Raw genomic sequence first — 15,015 nt, 5'->3', positions numbered from 1 at the left:
CCACGAACGGCAGCCACTTGTCAGCCACACCCAGCTCCCCTGGGTGCCCTCACCCTACGAACGGGAGGACCAACCCGGGCAAGAAGGTAGAGCCATTTGTCCCCGGGCCGGGGCCGTCGGCGGCGTAGTCCGTCGGCGTAGGCCTGCCCGAACTTCACACACCACCGGCGGACCGTCTCGTACGAGACGGTGACACCGCGCCGGGGCATCAGCTCCTCCACCTCACGGAAGCTGAGCGGAAAGCGGAAGTACAGCCACACGCAGTCGGAGATGACCTCGACCGGGTACCGGTGCCCCTTATACGACGGCAACGCGCTCACCACGGACGATCCCCTCCAGCGTGATCAACTTCGAGGATCCTCCCACGCCGCCCGCCAACGTGACAGTGCCGGCCCGCGGCCTCCTCGGTGATCTGGCGGACGTGTACGCGATGCCGCCGGTGAAGAGCTGGGAGATGCTGCTCGAGCATCTGTACACGGTGCACGGGGTACGCCGGCTGATGGCGAGGGTGGCGGGCAGGTCCACACGCAGCTTCTGCAGCAGGGCTTGGCCGACGAGCTGCACCTCGTCGTGGCTCCGCTCCTCGTCGGACAGGCCGACGGGGATCGCCCTGGGCATCCTGCTGATCGGTTCGGTGTGCGGGCGTCTCCCGGAGCAGTTGCGGGCGCTCGTGCTCGGGCTCGGCGCGGGGTGCGGTTTCGGGGTGGTGGAGGTGACCGTCCGGTTGATCGACGACCTGTCCCCGCCGGTGCTGCTCACCAACCCCGCCGCGTACGCGCTGCTGCTGGGCGGTGGTTCGGCATTCCTGTTGCTCACCTCGGCACTGCAACGCGGTTCGGTGACGACGGCGACGGCCGGCCTGGTGCTCGGCGAGACGATCGGCCCGGCACTCGTCGGCGTCGTCTGGCTCGGCGACCGCACCCGCGAGGGCCTGGGCTGGCTGGCGGTCGTCGGCTTCGTGGTGGCGGTGGCGGGCGCGCTGGCCCTGGTCCGGTTCGGTGAGGCGCCGCAGGACACCCCCGAACCGGTCTGAACCCGCCCGCCCGCACCCGCCCCGCCCGCGCCCGGCGCGAACCGCGCCGGGCGGGCAGGCGGGCAGGCAGGCAGGCAGGCGGGCAGGCGGGCAGGCGGTTCAGGTTCGTCGGCCCGGGTGGCGTTCGGCTCCTCGCAGTGCCTCGTTCGCCCCGGTCACCCGGCGGTTGCCCTGCGGCGGGACCAGGCCGACAGTCCGAGTGCCAGTACGGTGCCGGCGCCGAGGACCGCGACCGCGACCCAGGTGGTGTGGGTGACCGCGTCGGTGAAGGCGATGCGAGGGTCGCGGACGTGGGTGACGCGGTCCTCGAAGCGGGTGGTGACCAGTGTGCCGAGGATGCTGGTGCCGAGGACGGCGCCGATCTGGCGGGCGGCGTTGACGGTGCCGCCCGCCTCGCCCTCGCGGCCGTGCGGGACGTGGCCGACGGCGAGGGCGGTGGACGGGGCGTTGGCGAGACCGCAGCCGAGGCCGAACAGGACGAAGGCGGCGGCGTACCCGGCGAACGCGGTGTCCGGTCCGACCTGCGCGAAGAGTACGGCGCCGACGGCCGCGAGCAGCAGGCCCGCCGTGATCAGGACGCGCGGGCCGAGTCGGCGCACCAGTATGCCGGCCAGGACCGAGGCGGCGATGAACGCACCGAATTCCGCGAGGAGTTGGACGCCCACCTGCAGGGCGGTCAGTCCCCGTACGCGCTGCAGCCACAGCACTTGGAGAAGGCTGAGACCGACGAAGCCGAACAGGACGGTCCCGGCCAGCAGGAGGGAGACACTGTAGGAGGGATCACGCATCAGCCGCAGGTCGACCATGGGGGCGGTACGGCGCAGTTCGACCAGGGCGAAGGCGGCCAGCAGAACGACCGCTGCCACAACGGCGGCCAGGGCCCGTGCGGAGCCGTAGCCGTGGTGTCCGCCGTCGATCAGCCAGTAGACCAGGAGCGCGAGACCTGCGATCGCGGTGAACTGTCCCGCCCAGTCCAGGCGCTGGGCCGGGTTGCGGGACTCGGCGACCTGGCCGAGCGCGACCGCCGCCGCGAGGCCCGCCATGACGAGGTTGAGCCAGAAGGCCGCGTGCCAGGTCCACCAGCGCAGTGCGAGGCCCGCGACGAGGGGGCCGACGGCCAGGCCCAGCCCAGAGGTGGCCGCCCATGCGGCGATCGCCCCGGCGCGGCGGCGCGGGTCGCGGACGGCGTGGGTGATCAGCGCGAGCGAGCTGGGGGTGATAAGGGCGCCGCCCAGGCCGGCGATCGCCTGGCCGGTGAGGAGGGTGGCCAGGTTGTCGGCGAGGACCAGCACCAGAGCGCCCGCGGCCATCGCCGCGGCCCCGGCCAGGAAGACGCGCTTGCGCCCCCACCGGTCGGCCAGGGCGCCCGCGCCGAGTACGCAGGACGCCACGACCAGGGTGTACATGCTCGGCACCCACACCATGTCGGCCGGGGCGAGGCGCAGATCGGCCTGGACGGCGCCGAGCGTGCCGATGGTCTGGGTGGTCTGGAGGAACACCGTGAACAGTCCCAGGCACGCGGCGACGAGGACCGGCCCGGGGCGGTTGCCGCGGGCGTCGTCGCGCTCCTCGGCCGTTGTGTCACGCAGCTCAGTGGTCATGGTTCGCTCCTCGGGACAGCATGGCCCTGGCCTGGCGGGTGACGTCGCCGGCGAGGGCTTCCTCGCGGGCGGCCTCGACGGCGTCGAGGACCTGGTCGACCACGTCGGCAGGGCTGATCCCGGCCCGGTCGACGCGGGCGGCCATGTCGGTGTCGATGAACGCCGGGTGCACGGCGACGGTGCGGGTGCCCTGCGCACGCAGCTCCTCGCGCACCGCGTTGGTCATCGGCCGGGCCGCCGACTCAAAGGCGCCGTACGAGCCGGTCTGCGGCAGCGTGTGCCGGGAGAGCGCGGGGAGTACGTCGGCCGGGGCCCCGCCACCGTTCCTTCCGGGAACGGGGGCGACGACGCGGCCCGGTCCGCGGCCTGCTCCGGTGACGAGCGCGATGGCTCCGCCGGTGTTCACGAGGTCTCCCGGGGGGCTGTCGAGGGCGAGGGTGCGTTCTCCGCGGGGGCGTCCTGGACGACGCGGGCCTGCCGGGCGAGGGCCAGCAGCCGGCCGTCGGCCGACCACACCTCGCTGTCGTCGACCGCCCAGCCGCCGCCGGCCTGTTCGGTACGGATCCGGACGAGGGCCCGGTCCGTGAGCACCTCGGAGGCCGGCGTGTCGGCGAAGTGGATGGTCAGCTCGGCGGTCGGTACCGGGCGCGGGGTGCGCCAGCGCGCGAACAGGGCGGGCGGGAGGACATCGGTGAGGGTGACGACCGCGGCCTCGTCCAGCGGCCGCCCTTCGGTGAATCGTACCCAGGCCACCAGCTCGGCCAGCTCGCCCCCGGCGAGGGGCAGCGCCTCGGTGGCGGGTCGCACTTCCACCTGCTGGGCGAAGGCCACGAATCCGCCGGACAGGTCGAGGGGCACGCAGTCGGCCGGACCCGGCACCTGGGGGAAGGCCCGCCCGTCATAGCCGGGCCCCGGGTGGCCGGAGCCGAACAGCGCCGACCCCGCGAGCACCGCGGCTCCGTCCTGATGGGCCGTGAAGAGACAGGTCGAGGCCCGACGTCCCGCCCGGGGCCCGGTCAGGGACAGGCGGAGCGGACGGGTGTCGACAGGGGCGAGGAAGTGTGCGGTCAGGGCGCGGAGCGGGCGGCCCTGCCCGACGCCCCGTTCCCGCATGGCGGTGAGCGCCGCCGCCGCGACATGCCCCCCGTGCGCGCCCGCCCAGGACCTCCACAGGGGGTCGATCCGGGCCACCGCCTCATCGGTGACAGACGTGCTGCCGGGTGGTGAAGTCCTCATTCCGGTCTCCTCGTTCGGTCGGGCCCGAGGGAATGCCCGAGCCGGATAGTTGGAAAACAGGACTCACTATAGAGGTGCTAGTTTGAAAAACAAACGCACTCTGACCCGGACCGACCCCCAGGCTCCGCCTCATAGGTCTCGTTTTCCAACCCACTGGTCTAGGATGAGAGGGCAACCGGCCCGGGAGGCAAACGATGGACGACGTACTGCGGGGCGGCAGGTGAGCCCGGAACCTCCCGGCGGCCGACGAGCTCCGCCCCCGGAGCGACGCCCGCATTCACCGTGCCGCCCCGGCACGGCGCCCACTCCCCGGAGGTCCGCACCCATGACCGTCGCCCGCCCGCGCCCCTGTTCCATCGCGAACTCGCTCGCCGTCATCGGCGAGCGCTGGAGCCTGCTCGCGCTGCGGGAGGTGTTCTTCGGGGTGCGCCGCTTCGACCGGATCGCCGCGAACACCGGCGCCAGCCGGGACATCCTCACCGCCCGGCTGAAGAAGCTCGTGGAGAACGGCGTCCTGGCCAAGGAGCTCTACCAGGACCACCCGCCGCGCTACGAGTACACGCTGACCGAGGCCGGACTCGCGCTGCACCCGGTCCTGCTCGCCCTCAAGGAGTGGGGCGACCACTACGTGACCGAGGGAGAGCCCCCAACGGTGTTCAGGCACGACTGCGGCGCGGTCCTCCATCCGCGCACCGTCTGCGACGCCTGCAGCAGGCCCGTCCCTCCCGACAGCGCCCGCGCGGTCCGCATCGGCGGCGTCCCCCAGCACTCCGCGGCAGACTCCCCCGGCGCACCGTCGCCGACGGACACGTGATCATCCGGCACCCTCGCCGGACGCCCGCACCGGGCGCCGGCGCCCCCTGCCGACCGCCGCTTCCGGTATCACCGTCGGATCCTTGAGCCGGCTCTTCCGGTCCGGCCTGCGGATCGGCCGGCTGCGGGCGCCGCACATGACGGCCCGCTCTTTTGGCCGCACCATCACTCGTTCCCGTCCAGCCGCCGCGGCCACCGGGAGGCCGCAGACGCGGGACGGAGCGGCCGGACGCCCCCGCTCGGAGAAGTGATCCGTACCCGGGGTTCTGTGGTACCCGGCCTCAGGAGAGCGCCCGGCACAGAGCCTCCAGCGCTCCCGCCCACGCGCTGTCGGTGGGTGTGCCGTAGCCGATGACCAGTGCGTCGCGCCCCGGCGGCGCCTGCGGGTGCCGGAAGCCCGAGAGCCCGTCCAGCGCGAGCCCCTGCCAGGCCGCCGCCCGAAGCGCGGCCTCCTCGCCGCCCTCCGGGAGTTCGAGCACGGCATGCAGGCCGGCGGCGATACCGCTGACCCGGACTCCGGGGGCCCATTCCGCGAGTACCGCGACGAGTTGGTCGCGTCGGCGGCGGTAGCGCAGCCGCATCGCCCGCACATGGCGGTCGTACGCGCCCGACGCGATGAACTTCGTGAGCGTCAGCTGCTCCAGCACGCTCGACGACCAGTCGCTCAGCCCCTTCGCCTCGATCACCTCCTCCACCAGGCTCTCCAGCAGCACCATCCACCCCAGCCGCAGCCCCGGCGCCAGGGATTTGCTCGTCGTCCCCAGGTGGACGACGCGCTCCGGGTCGAGCCCCTGGAGCACGCCGACCGGCTGCCGGTCGTAGCGGAACTCCCCGTCGTAGTCGTCCTCCAGAATCAGCCCGCCGGTGCCGCGCGCCCAGTCGACCGCCGCCGCCCGCCGGTCGGGGTGGAGCGGCACGCCCGTCGGGAACTGGTGCGCGGAGGTCAGCAGGACCGCTCCCACCCCGCGCATCTGGGCCAGTTCGCCGGTCCGGGCCCCGAGCCCGTCCACCGGCAGACAGGGCATGCGCAAACCGGCGTCCGTGAGCAGCTTCCCGTGGATGTCCAGTCCGTACGACTCGACGGCCACCTCCCGGACCCGGCGCCTGCGCAGCACCTCCCCCATCAGTCTCAGGGCCTGGACGAACCCGGCGCAGATCACGATCCGTTCCGGGTCCGCGTGCACCCCGCGGGCGCGGGCCAGATAGCCGGCTACTGAACTTGAATGTGTGATGTCGGCCTGATCGTGTCAGCTGGTCAAGGTCAGGCCGGTGCCTATGAGGCAGTCGTCGATGAGGTGCGGTCGGTACTGGGTCTTCTTGAGGCTGCGCTTCACGACGGCGGCGAGCTGGTCGAGGTTTGCGGCGGCGAGGTTGCCGATCGCCCGTTTCACCAGGGACCAGATGCCCTCCTGCGGGTTGAGGTCGGGTGCGTAGGACGGGAAATGGAAGACGGTCAGCCAGTCCTCGTTCGCAGCGATGAAGTCCTTCATCTGCGGCATGAGATGGGTGCGCAGGTTGTCCCAGACCAGGACGATGGGGCCTTTGAGCTGGTTGTGCGCCCGCACGATGAGGTCGCGGTAGTCCTGCCAGGTGAATCCCTTGGGTTCGCCCTTGCGGCCACGGCGGACCCGAAAGCTGTAGATCAGCCTCGACCGGTCTCCGCGTCGGAAGCAGACCATTCCCGCCATCGAAACCCGTCCGGAACCCCTGCCCCGGACGCGGACGACCGGCGTCTGGCCGATGCGGCCCCAGGACCTCGCGCGTGGCGGCCTCAGCGACTGGCTGGCCTCGTCCTCACAGACGATCCAGGTCCCGCAGGCCGCCGTACTTTTACCTGCGGCCACACCTCCTTCTTCCCCAACTCCAGAGCTCCGTCGTCACATTCGATTGCCCGGCGGGCCGGCTGCTGCCACGACCAGCCATGGCGCTTCAGCAGCCGCCATGTCCCCTCCACCGTGTAGCCGACGTGGAACAACCGTCCGATCAGAGTCTTCACCCCGGCCGGTGTCCACCGCTGGTCAGCCCAGCCATGAACGAGCGGGCCGCGCTCCAACTCCCGCTCCAATTTGGCGATTTGGCCTGCCGAAAGCCTCGGACGCCCTGGCGATCCCTTCAACCGGACACCCTCTTCACCCCGCTCACGCCACTGACGGCGCCAGCGCTCCACCGACCGCTCGCTCCCCCGCAGCGCGACCGCGATCTCCCGGTTCTTCGCGCCGCTCTCGAAGCGACCGACCGCTTCCAGCCGGATCCGCTCTCTTGCAGCCCTCTTGGCATCGGTCAAACCGCCACCCTGCGCGTATCTCACACCACACAGCTACCGACCCGACTCAGCCGATGTCAGGCGAACGGCCCGACATCACCCAATCAAGTTCACTAGTGCCGCATCAGGCAACGTTCGCCCCGTCGCGACGCCCGGCACGCCCTCTCGCCGCACCGGCCGAAATCCCAAGTACATCCAGTACGAGGGCTTCCGGCCGGCACACCGAGAGCACGTACCGGACGCGCTCCTTGACGGGCAAACGTTGCCTGCCGCGGCACTAGCGTGCGGCAATGGAACGGGTGAGCGGGGCTGTCAGCTCGTCCAGTTCGTCGATCTCCGGTCCCAGTTCGCGGTGGCGGCGGGCGAGCGACCGAAGAGCGATCTTCGTCGCGGCGAGCAGATCACCGGCCTGGTCCAGGCTCGGGCGGAAGCCCGCGCAGACGGCCAGGAGGTCCTTGTCCTTCAGGTGCCGCAGCATGGTGCGGACGCCTTCCGGCGCGGTGACGATCAGGTTCAGAGTGGTGTTTCGTCGGCTGGGCTGCCGATGGCGCGGAGCCAGCGGGTGAAACGCCGGGTCTGGCGTGGCGGGTTGAGACGGCGGATCCAGCCCGCCTCCCGTTCCGCATCCGTGTGGTCGGAGACGGCGAATACCACGACGGTGTCGCCGTCCCGCTCGAGGATGTCCTCCGCCAACAGTGTCTCCAAGGTCACCACGCACGCCTCGTACACGCTCTCGCGCCACTGGCACAGCTCCCGGCCGCCGAGAGTCATGGAGCGTGTGAGCAGGTGCCGGTTCACCTCGGCGAAGTACTCATGGCCCGCGCCCTCGTACGCCCATTCGGCCGGGCTCCACCGGTAGTACTCCGCGTCGTCCGGATCGGCGGCCTGGCTGCGGGCCAGATGATCCCGTGTGTTGACCGCGCAGCAGACCGTCATCGCCGCCGCGTCGGAGTACAGCGCGTATCCGCAGCACTCCGTGCCGCCGAGCCCCTCCGCGAGGCGGGTGAAGGCCGATCGGGCGGCAGGCAGGAGCATGGTCAGCGGCGCTTCGCTCTCGGGTGCGGCGGGTGTTTCCTCGGGGCGACACTCCCGGGCTCGCCCGGCGCTCACCCTGAACCCCGGGCATGGCCGAGGTCGGCGCGGGTCCGCAGGAAAGCGAGGTACTTGGGGTCGTCCTCGTCGAAGATGTCAGGAGCGCCGCCCATGTAGGCCCGCATCAACTCGTCCGCTGCGCGGTCGTGGTCGCCGAGTTCCAAGGCGTTCTGGCCCAGGCGGAGATGGATGAAGGGGTTGCCCAATCCGCCGGGGCACCGGACGGCGTTGTGGAAGCACCGGTACGCCCTGTCGAAGACGCCCTGCCGAAAATGCACGTCACCGATCGCCACGTAGATCCAGGTCGACGCCGCCCAGTCGCTCGGATCATCCGGCAGCAGCCGCAGGGCCTCCACGTACAGCGCCTTGGCCTCGTCAAGTCGGCCCGCTTCGGCCAGGGTGTCGCCGCGACGGCACAAGTCGTCGATCTCGGCGGAGAGGTGGTCGGGCAGGGGCATGGCTGTTCCTTTGATTCGCGTGTACGGACGGCCGGTTCAAGCCGGTTCCTCACTGAGGACATTGGGCGGGTCCGTGTGTGTTGGTGGCGATCACGTCGATGTTGTCCATCCGGCCGCTGCCACCGCGGCGGCACGAGTCCGCTCGGCCCGAAGGACGCACAGCGTCAGCTCGTCCCGGCTGCCGGCAGACCAGCGCGTTGCAGCTGGCCTTGCGCCGTCGAACAGCGGAATCGGCATCCCGGACGGCGGAACGGCGTACACCTCCGCGGGCGGCCCGTGTACGTCGCCGGTGAGAACTCCTTCTGCACAGTCGACACCCACGGCACCGTATTGGACTTCACCCCAATCACGGAAGGCATTCCATGATTGGGGTGAAGTCAAGTAGTATCCCGTCTTCGTGAGAGACCCGAACCCGGCGCGAGCAGGGCGTTGGCCAAGGAGAGCAGCCGCGGCCAGGCGGAACTGCCCCTCTGGAGAGGCCCCCCAAGAGCGGACCGGGCTGTCCGTCGGCCCTGAGGCAACCACGGGGCTTTGTGGCCGGACAGCGGCTCCGCCGGTCACGCTCACCGCTGAAGTTGCTTACGAAGGCACCGCCGGATCCCTCCGTACCTGATTCAGCCACCTCCGGTCGCGTGGCCGGCTGCCGCTCGTCAATGCCATCGGCACGCAAGGTCTGGTGCCGAAGTACGCCAAGCGGAGCGGCGCCTGATCGGACTCATGCCGACCCTGATTTTCACTGCTCTCGGATGACTGAACAGCGACAATGACTTTTGCACTCCATGCTTTTCTCGGTCCCGACTCCCCAGAGATATCCAACGAATCACTGGCCGCTGACCTGCGCGAGCTCTTCGAAGACGCAATTGGCTTCACGCTGCAGTGGGAGCGGCTTCCCTTCTCCAAGGGCCCTACGCTCGCCCTCAGATGGGGGGCATGGCTGACGCGCGTCGCTTACGAAGAGAGCGAGACCGTGGCAGAGGATGCGCGCTTCGTGCACCGTACGATCGGAGGATCGGTGCCTTTTGATCTCTGGGCTGTCGCAAGACGGGTCCGGGTCGTTTTCGGGGACGACGATGCCCGCGAGTACACGAACCAGATCATCTCGCTTATGGTCTACCTTGAAGAGATAGAGGGTGCGATTGTTTTCGATCCTCAGCAAGGCGGTGTCATGCGGTGATTCCCGCTCGAAGCGCCTCGACGGCGAGACCGAGGAGGCTGGCCGAGCGGCGATCACCGTGGCTCGGCACACGACCACGCCCGAGGCGTTGGCCGACTACACCGGCCAGCCGGCCCGGGACGCTCGCGGAGACCGCGACCACGAGCTCTCGCCAACCGGAACTCCCCGACACCGTTCGCGCCGTCATCGCCGCCCGTCCCGGGCCGGGCTGCCGAGGCCCGGCAGATCTCTGGGGATACGAGCACACCGCGGCGCAGAGGAGACCTCGTGCTGACCCCGCCCACCTGGCGGGCCCGCTGCGCCGCCGACCGGCTGAAGGCGGTGGACCCGGACAGCTCCTGTTCAGGGACGGCTCTGGCGTACCGCGCGGTGATCTCGCCTCATGACCGTGGGCGAGGCATGGCGGAAGATACAGCCGTTGCGCGTCCCTGCTGGCTGGACGGTGAGCTGGAACAGCCTCTACGAAGTGGACCCCGGGCCCGACACCATCGACTGGCTGTACGGGTCCGTGCTGGTCAGCGCAGATCACGCGGGTACGGGACTGTGCTTCGACACGCGCTGGGAGCCGGAAGGTGATCCCCAGGGGTGTTACGTCGTGGACTTCCTGCGCCTGGATCGACGCAGGGGCGGCAGGGTGGGTGCTGGGGTACTGCTCGGCACCTGGACGACGCGGAGTCGCCCCGCACTCGTGGCGGCCTTGGAGGAGTTCATGTTCACACGCGAGGTGCCGGGCGCGACGTACGGGACGCGCAGTGAGGGCGGCCCTGGCCGACGTCCGGGGGGCAGGGGTCTGAGGTAGTGGACGAATCGTTGCAGCGGGAGACCCGCACGTGATCGAACAGTTGGCCATGTTGGGTGAGGAGGCTGTGTGCTCACTCGCCGGAATCCATACGCGTTCGTCGATGGCGGGCGGTGCCCGGGTGGTGGTCGGCGCCGATGCGTCGGTGATTCTTTCCGACGCCGTGGACGAGCCGGGGGTGAGCGGGGTGTGGAGCGGTGAGCTGTTCCGGCTGATGGGCCCGGCGTCGGCCGTGGTGCGAGCACGGCTGGTGGACGAGCCGGACGGTCCCCTCCCCGTACATCTTTTCGTGCGTGTCTTCGGGGGCTGCCGCTATCTGGGCGTGGGCCGGCCGGTTTATTCCTCCTGTGCCGACGGCGAACTGCTTCAGTGCGATCTGAGGATCGAGCCCCCGCTTGCACCCGAGGTCCTGGACGAGGTGCGGCCGACCGGTCCGTCACCGCAAACGCCGAGCCTGGACTGGCTCACGCAGATCGGCGAGGACCCCGTTACGGCTTTGGGACACTTCGCATGCGCTTGGTACCCCCGGCCGGTGCCCGCCCCGGTCACACCCGGTGCGGTGCCCGCGGACCTGCCGCGGGCCCTGCGGGAGTTCTACCGGCTCGCCCACCAGCGGCCCGAGATGCTGGGCAGGCAGAACCGGATCCTGCCGGCCACCGAACTGCGAACGGGCGCAGATCCGCGAAGGGTCGTCTTCAGTGAGGAGAACCAGCTCTGCTTCCACTGGGAGCTGGACCCGGCCGAGGCCGACCCGGTCGTCTGGCTGACAGCGGCGGAGGACAGCGCCGAACGCGAGCCGCTCAGCGGCTTCCTGATGCAGTTCTCGTTGTTCGAGGCGATGACCGGGGCACCGTACCAAGCCCATGCCTGGTACACCCCGGTGCCAGAGCCGCTCATGCAAGACCTCACCGACCGGTTGCGCTCCGTGCCGCTCCGGCCGTGGCGGTGGCCGGCCGACCCGACGACGTTCCACGTCGCCCCCGGCCTCATCGCATGCACCAGTGACCTGGGCGACGGCATGTCCGAGATCACGATCGGCGCACAGCACCGCGGCGCACTACGGCCGTACGGTGAACTGGGCATCGACTGGTCGTCCTTCGACGGATGACGGCGCCATGAACCGCCACCACCTCGACGCCCACGCCAGGGGACGAGACGGCGGCCGGTCCGGTCGCTCGCCCCCCAGAACGCGCTGTCACACCCTGACCGTACTCTCACGCCATGAGTGTCTCCCTCTATTACCGCGCGAGCCGGGCGGAGCCGCTGACCGGGGTCGAGACGGCCGCCATCCAGCGCCGCAGACGTATCCGAGTGCGGACCGGGTATGAGCGGACTGGCTCTGTGGTGACCACTCCCCCATCCACCGCCGCGGGCGCGCTTTGCGTACTCGTACCGGTCGCGGGAAAGTTGCCACTCTGATCGTGCCGGAATTCCTCGGGCCGGGCGAGAACAGCCGAGGAGGCCAGGGCGTCCGGCCTGGCCTCACCCCTGCTCGCCATCTGCCGCACCCCGTACGACGAGACGGCGGGGCTCGGGCACGGCGAGTCGGACATGGCAGCCGTACTGCGCGCTATCGAGACCCGCACCGACAAGGCCCTGTAGCGATGGGCCTCGTAGTCGCAGAGGCAGGCGCCGCGTGCAGCGGGGAGAGACCGGCCTCAGGTGAGGACCTGGGTCTCACCGTTTGACGCAGCATCGCTACGTCATGGCTGCGCTGCACGATTGCGTGAGACGCCGTGCGGCGCTCCTCCCGCTTCCGGCCGGGGGCGTTCCTTCCGGTCAGCCCCGGTGGCCGAAGTCCAGGCGGTCGGCCAGAGCGGCGGCGGTGAAAGCGGCCATCAGCTGGTCGCGGCCTTCGGTGAAGTGGGCCCAGCTGTCGTAGTGGACGGGCACCACGCGGCGGGCGTCGAGGATCGTGGCGGCCTCGGCGGCCTGAGCGCTGTCGAGGACGATGCACATACCCTCGAAGAGGGCGGGGAAGCGAGGGGCGCCGGCGAAGACGATCGCGGTGTCCACCGGGGCGTAGCGCCCGGCGATCTCCTCGACCACGTCGAGAGAGGCGTTGTCGCCGCTGACGTAGACGGTGGGCAGGCCTTCGCCGGTCAGGACGAAGCCGACTACTTGGCCGGTGACCGGCTCGACCTCCTCACGTGCCCCGGGACCGTGGATGGCGGGGACACCGGTCACGGTGATGGTGCCGCCCTTGGGACGGTCCAGTTCGATCGACTCCCAGTCGTGCAGTCCCTTGGCCCGCTCCCCGAGACGCCGCCCGCCGCCGGGGGTGGTGAGCGTGAGCGGGACGTCGGCGAGCAGAGCCCGGCCGGAGTCGTCGAGGTTGTCGGCGTGCTCGTCATGGGAGAGCAGAACGACGTCGATGCGGCCCAGATCGGCAGGGCTGCCCGAGGAGGGTGTCGTCTTGATCAGGAGCGGCCCTTCGGACGGGTAGTCACGGGGGGCGTCGAAGGTGGGGTCGGTCAGGAACCGCAGGCCGCCGTACTCGAAAAGGGCGGTCGGACCACCGAAGACGCGGACGGGGAACTGGTCGCTGGCTGTCGTGTCGGAGGAAGTCATACAGCACCACTTTCTCATGGATGAATACGCCGTATCCGTGAGGTGACCGTACGGGACTCCTCACGGATGACGCAAGCTGTACCATGAGAGTCATGAAGGAGGTCACGGCCGCCGAGCCCGTTCCGCCGCCCGCTTCGGGCGCAGAGGAGTACCCCGCCCTCGACTTCGCCAACAGCGCCATCGCCCTGCCCCAAGGGCAGCACGTGGATCTCCTCGGCACCCCTGCGTCGGCGAATCAGTGGCTCACCGAGCACGGCCTCGCACCCGCCGACGCGGGACTTCAGGAGATGTGCACCGCGCAACTGCGTTCGCTGCGCGAACAGATCAGATCCTTGTTCGCCTGCCGCGTCGCCGGACTCCCCGCGCTGCCCGCGGCCCTGTCCGCCGTCAACGACGCGCTGATCAAGACCCCCACCATCGCACTGCTGCACTGGGACGAGAAGAACGGCCCCTACCGAGCTGTTTCACACCCCATCACCCAGCTCGTCGACCACGCCCAGGCAGCCCTCGCCACCAACGCCGCCGATCTGCTCACCGGCCCCGACGCCGAACGCCTGACGGCATGCGGCTCCGCCCCCTGCAACCGGTACCTGCTCCGACGCGGCCGCCGCCACTGGTGCTCCACCCGCTGCGGCGACCGGGCCCGCGCCGCTCGCGCCTACGCCCGCCGCACCCAGAATCAGGCCTGACACGCTCGGCAGCCGGAGCGGGATGCGGCGCCCAAAGTGTTGTACGTGCACGAGGATCCCGAGCGCGGCGCCCCAGTTGGGATCGGATGCGTGCGGCACCAGCGTCGGCGACAGCGGCCCAGCACTTGGCCCTGGCTCACGCCACCCGTTGTCGGGACGGCCCTCGGAGTGCTCACGCTGATGGCGGTCGTGACGGCGTCCCGGGCGATGGGAAACAGGCAACACACCCTTGACCAGTCACCCGGTTCCAAGTCATCCGTTGGCACCCGTGGCGAGGATGCTGGCGCGGGCGGCGGCCGGACAGCCGACCGCCCAGGGCGCCCTGCACCTGGCCGTGGCCGCTGAGGTGTGGCTGCGGCAGTTGGAGGCGCGCGCCTCTTGGTGGTGGAAGGTGGGGGCTCGTGCGGCTGCGTGAGAGCGTCCGACCTTGGCACGGTCGGCGGGCACACGCGCGGGTAGTGGATCGCTGTGCAGCACCGCGCCTGCAGGGACGGGACGCTGGAGGCGCGACGGGTGCAGGAAGCGAAGTGGGCTGTCAACCTCGCTGTGGCCCGCTAGGTGCTGTCCGGGGAGGTTGTGGACGGGGTGAGTGAGATCTTGGCTGAGGGATCTTGAACAGGTGAGGGCCTTCCGGGTTCGGTGTGGATTGCGACGTCTGCACCGAACGAAAGGCCCTCGTGCCCCACCGTAATGCACCCCTGACCGAGACCGGACGGCTGCGCCTGGCCCGCTGCGTGGTCGAGGACGGCTGGCCCCTGCGCCGGGCCGCCGAACGCTTCCAGGTCTCACCGACAACAGCCCAGCGCTGGGCAGACCGCTACCGGCTGTACGGCGAGGCGGGCATGGCGGACCGGTCAAGCCGTCCGTACAACAGCCCCCGCCGGACCCCGACGCGGACCGAACGACGGATCATCAAGGTCCGGCTCACACGCCGATGGGGACCCGCCCGCACCGCCCATTTGCTGGGCCCGGTCCCCTCGACCGTGCACCGCGTGCTGACTCGCTTCGGCCTGGCCCCCCTGGCCCACCTCGACCGGGCAACCGGCCGCGTCATACGCCGCTACGAACGCGACCGGCCCGGTGAACTGGTGCACGTGGACATCAAGAAGCTCGGCAACATCCCCGACGGCGGCGGCCACAAGGCACTGGGCCGCCAAGCAGGCAGGAAGACCCGCTCCGGCGCCGGCTACCGCTACATCCACACCGCCGTCGACGACCACTCCCGCCTCGCCTACAGCGAGATCCACGGCGACGAGAAGAAGGAGACCGCCACCGGCTTCTGGACC

Annotated in this window: 16 protein-coding genes and 3 pseudogenes; 8 read left to right on the top strand and 11 right to left on the bottom strand. The window is 70.4% G+C overall.

From position 1 onward, the window contains the following. Positions 1–92: 92 nt before the first annotated feature. Positions 93–323: pseudogene (locus ACFYY6_RS37615) on the bottom strand (IS6 family transposase); the annotation flags it as partial. A gap of 284 nt (positions 324–607) precedes the next feature. On the opposite strand from ACFYY6_RS37615, the pseudogene ACFYY6_RS37610 reads away from it, so the two are divergent. Then, positions 608–1,033 (top strand): annotated as a pseudogene (locus ACFYY6_RS37610) (hypothetical protein); the annotation flags it as partial. Between the two features lie 155 nt (positions 1,034–1,188). On the opposite strand, the gene ACFYY6_RS37605 reads toward ACFYY6_RS37610, so the two are convergent. From ACFYY6_RS37605 to ACFYY6_RS37595, 3 genes are read right to left on the bottom strand one after another with little or no spacing between them, the layout of a single operon-like run. Further along, positions 1,189–2,634, bottom strand: coding sequence for an MFS transporter (locus tag ACFYY6_RS37605; protein ID WP_389197670.1), 1,446 nt, complete (start codon positions 2,632–2,634; stop codon positions 1,189–1,191). After that, positions 2,624–3,040, bottom strand: coding sequence for a hypothetical protein (locus tag ACFYY6_RS37600; protein WP_386609967.1), 417 nt, complete (start codon positions 3,038–3,040; stop codon positions 2,624–2,626). The genes ACFYY6_RS37605 and ACFYY6_RS37600 overlap by 11 nt, the downstream gene beginning before the upstream one ends. Beyond that, on the bottom strand, positions 3,037–3,870 hold the full coding sequence (locus tag ACFYY6_RS37595; protein ID WP_389197667.1) for an acyl-CoA thioesterase: 834 nt from the start codon (positions 3,868–3,870) through the stop codon (positions 3,037–3,039). The genes ACFYY6_RS37600 and ACFYY6_RS37595 overlap by 4 nt, the downstream gene beginning before the upstream one ends. Before the next feature lie 325 nt (positions 3,871–4,195). Here ACFYY6_RS37595 and ACFYY6_RS37590 point away from each other — a divergent pair, with 325 nt between their 5' ends. Beyond that, positions 4,196–4,684 carry a helix-turn-helix domain-containing protein gene (locus tag ACFYY6_RS37590; protein WP_351524005.1) on the top strand — a complete coding sequence of 163 codons (489 nt, stop codon included), beginning with the start codon at positions 4,196–4,198 and terminating at the stop codon, positions 4,682–4,684. Positions 4,685–4,964: 280 nt separating this feature from the next. On the opposite strand, the pseudogene ACFYY6_RS37585 reads toward ACFYY6_RS37590, so the two are convergent. The 6 genes and pseudogenes from ACFYY6_RS37585 to ACFYY6_RS37560 form a co-directional block, all read right to left on the bottom strand. Further along, positions 4,965–5,897, bottom strand: a pseudogene (locus ACFYY6_RS37585) (PLP-dependent aminotransferase family protein); the annotation flags it as partial. Between the two features lie 33 nt (positions 5,898–5,930). After that, positions 5,931–6,458, bottom strand: coding sequence for a transposase (locus tag ACFYY6_RS37580; protein ID WP_389197672.1), 528 nt, complete (start codon positions 6,456–6,458; stop codon positions 5,931–5,933). Next, entirely contained in the window at positions 6,455–6,991 is a 537-nt protein-coding gene (locus ACFYY6_RS37575; protein WP_389197665.1) for a winged helix-turn-helix domain-containing protein, read from the bottom strand. Before ACFYY6_RS37575 ends, ACFYY6_RS37580 begins: the two co-directional genes overlap by 4 nt. Before the next feature lie 232 nt (positions 6,992–7,223). After that, the gene (locus ACFYY6_RS37570; protein ID WP_351635942.1) at positions 7,224–7,424 is read right to left on the bottom strand and encodes a hypothetical protein; all 201 of its coding nucleotides are present in this window, start codon (positions 7,422–7,424) and stop codon (positions 7,224–7,226) included. A 35-nt stretch (positions 7,425–7,459) separates the two neighbouring features. After that, entirely contained in the window at positions 7,460–7,981 is a 522-nt protein-coding gene (locus tag ACFYY6_RS37565) for a DUF4303 domain-containing protein (RefSeq protein WP_351525642.1), read from the bottom strand. 71 nt (positions 7,982–8,052) lie between these two features. Continuing rightward, a complete protein-coding gene (locus tag ACFYY6_RS37560) occupies positions 8,053–8,496 on the bottom strand; it encodes a tetratricopeptide repeat protein (protein WP_351635948.1) in 444 nt (147 codons plus the stop codon). Positions 8,497–9,259: 763 nt separating this feature from the next. Between ACFYY6_RS37560 and ACFYY6_RS37555 the strand changes: the two genes are divergently transcribed. The 3 genes from ACFYY6_RS37555 (at position 9,260) to ACFYY6_RS37545 (ending at position 11,577) form a co-directional block, all read left to right on the top strand. After that, the gene (locus ACFYY6_RS37555; protein ID WP_388653430.1) at positions 9,260–9,670 is read left to right on the top strand and encodes a hypothetical protein; all 411 of its coding nucleotides are present in this window, start codon (positions 9,260–9,262) and stop codon (positions 9,668–9,670) included. A gap of 418 nt (positions 9,671–10,088) precedes the next feature. Beyond that, positions 10,089–10,469 (top strand): hypothetical protein, encoded by a 381-nt coding sequence (locus ACFYY6_RS37550; protein WP_388653432.1) that lies wholly within the window; start codon positions 10,089–10,091, stop codon positions 10,467–10,469. A 31-nt stretch (positions 10,470–10,500) separates the two neighbouring features. Continuing rightward, positions 10,501–11,577 (top strand): hypothetical protein, encoded by a 1,077-nt coding sequence (locus tag ACFYY6_RS37545; protein WP_389197663.1) that lies wholly within the window; start codon positions 10,501–10,503, stop codon positions 11,575–11,577. A gap of 671 nt (positions 11,578–12,248) precedes the next feature. Here ACFYY6_RS37545 and ACFYY6_RS37540 read toward each other — a convergent pair. Then, positions 12,249–13,040: an MBL fold metallo-hydrolase gene (locus ACFYY6_RS37540; protein ID WP_351525637.1), complete on the bottom strand. Its 792-nt coding sequence runs from the start codon at positions 13,038–13,040 to the stop codon at positions 12,249–12,251. Between the two features lie 83 nt (positions 13,041–13,123). Between ACFYY6_RS37540 and ACFYY6_RS37535 the strand changes: the two genes are divergently transcribed. From ACFYY6_RS37535 to ACFYY6_RS37525, 3 genes are all read left to right on the top strand, one after another. After that, positions 13,124–13,729 (top strand): ABATE domain-containing protein, encoded by a 606-nt coding sequence (locus tag ACFYY6_RS37535; protein WP_351525636.1) that lies wholly within the window; start codon positions 13,124–13,126, stop codon positions 13,727–13,729. A 268-nt stretch (positions 13,730–13,997) separates the two neighbouring features. Then, a complete protein-coding gene (locus tag ACFYY6_RS37530) occupies positions 13,998–14,144 on the top strand; it encodes a hypothetical protein (RefSeq protein ID WP_351525635.1) in 147 nt (48 codons plus the stop codon). Positions 14,145–14,406: 262 nt separating this feature from the next. Then, a partial coding sequence (locus tag ACFYY6_RS37525; RefSeq protein WP_389197661.1) for a helix-turn-helix domain-containing protein occupies positions 14,407–15,015 on the top strand: 609 nt, incomplete at its 3' end.

Source organism: Streptomyces sp. NPDC001750 (assembly GCF_042892615.1).
Taxonomy (GTDB): Bacteria; Actinomycetota; Actinomycetes; order Streptomycetales; family Streptomycetaceae; genus Streptomyces.
This window is presented reverse-complemented; position numbering and strand designations above follow the sequence as displayed.